We start from the raw sequence: 288 nt of genomic DNA, 5'->3' as shown, positions 1-288 counted from the left end.
TTATTTAATGTGTCCATTTAATTTTCTTACGCTTTTATTTCCCGAGAAATATATTCCATTATTTTATGCAATCAATACGATTGTGAATGTTGGTTTGATTGGACTCACAACGTACACATATTTAAAAAAATCAATCTTTCTTAATCAAAAATTACAACAAACGGGAACGGTGGAAAAATGGCGTCTTTTCTTAGCAACGCTTTTTCCATTTTCAGCCTTTTTTGCGAACTACATGCACTGTGTCATGTGGTCGGATGCAATTGTGCTGATGCCGCTGGTTATTTTTGG

The 288-nt window shown here is 34.4% G+C and carries 1 protein-coding gene; it reads left to right on the top strand.

From position 1 onward, the window contains the following. Positions 1 to 288, top strand: a 288-nt coding sequence (locus tag CP367_RS10610; protein WP_143469247.1) for a YfhO family protein, incomplete at both ends; no start/stop codon positions are given.

It is taken from the genome of Lactobacillus sp. UMNPBX16, assembly GCF_002553775.1.
In the GTDB taxonomy this organism is placed as follows: domain Bacteria; phylum Bacillota; class Bacilli; order Lactobacillales; family Lactobacillaceae; genus Lactobacillus; species Lactobacillus crispatus.
This window is presented reverse-complemented; position numbering and strand designations above follow the sequence as displayed.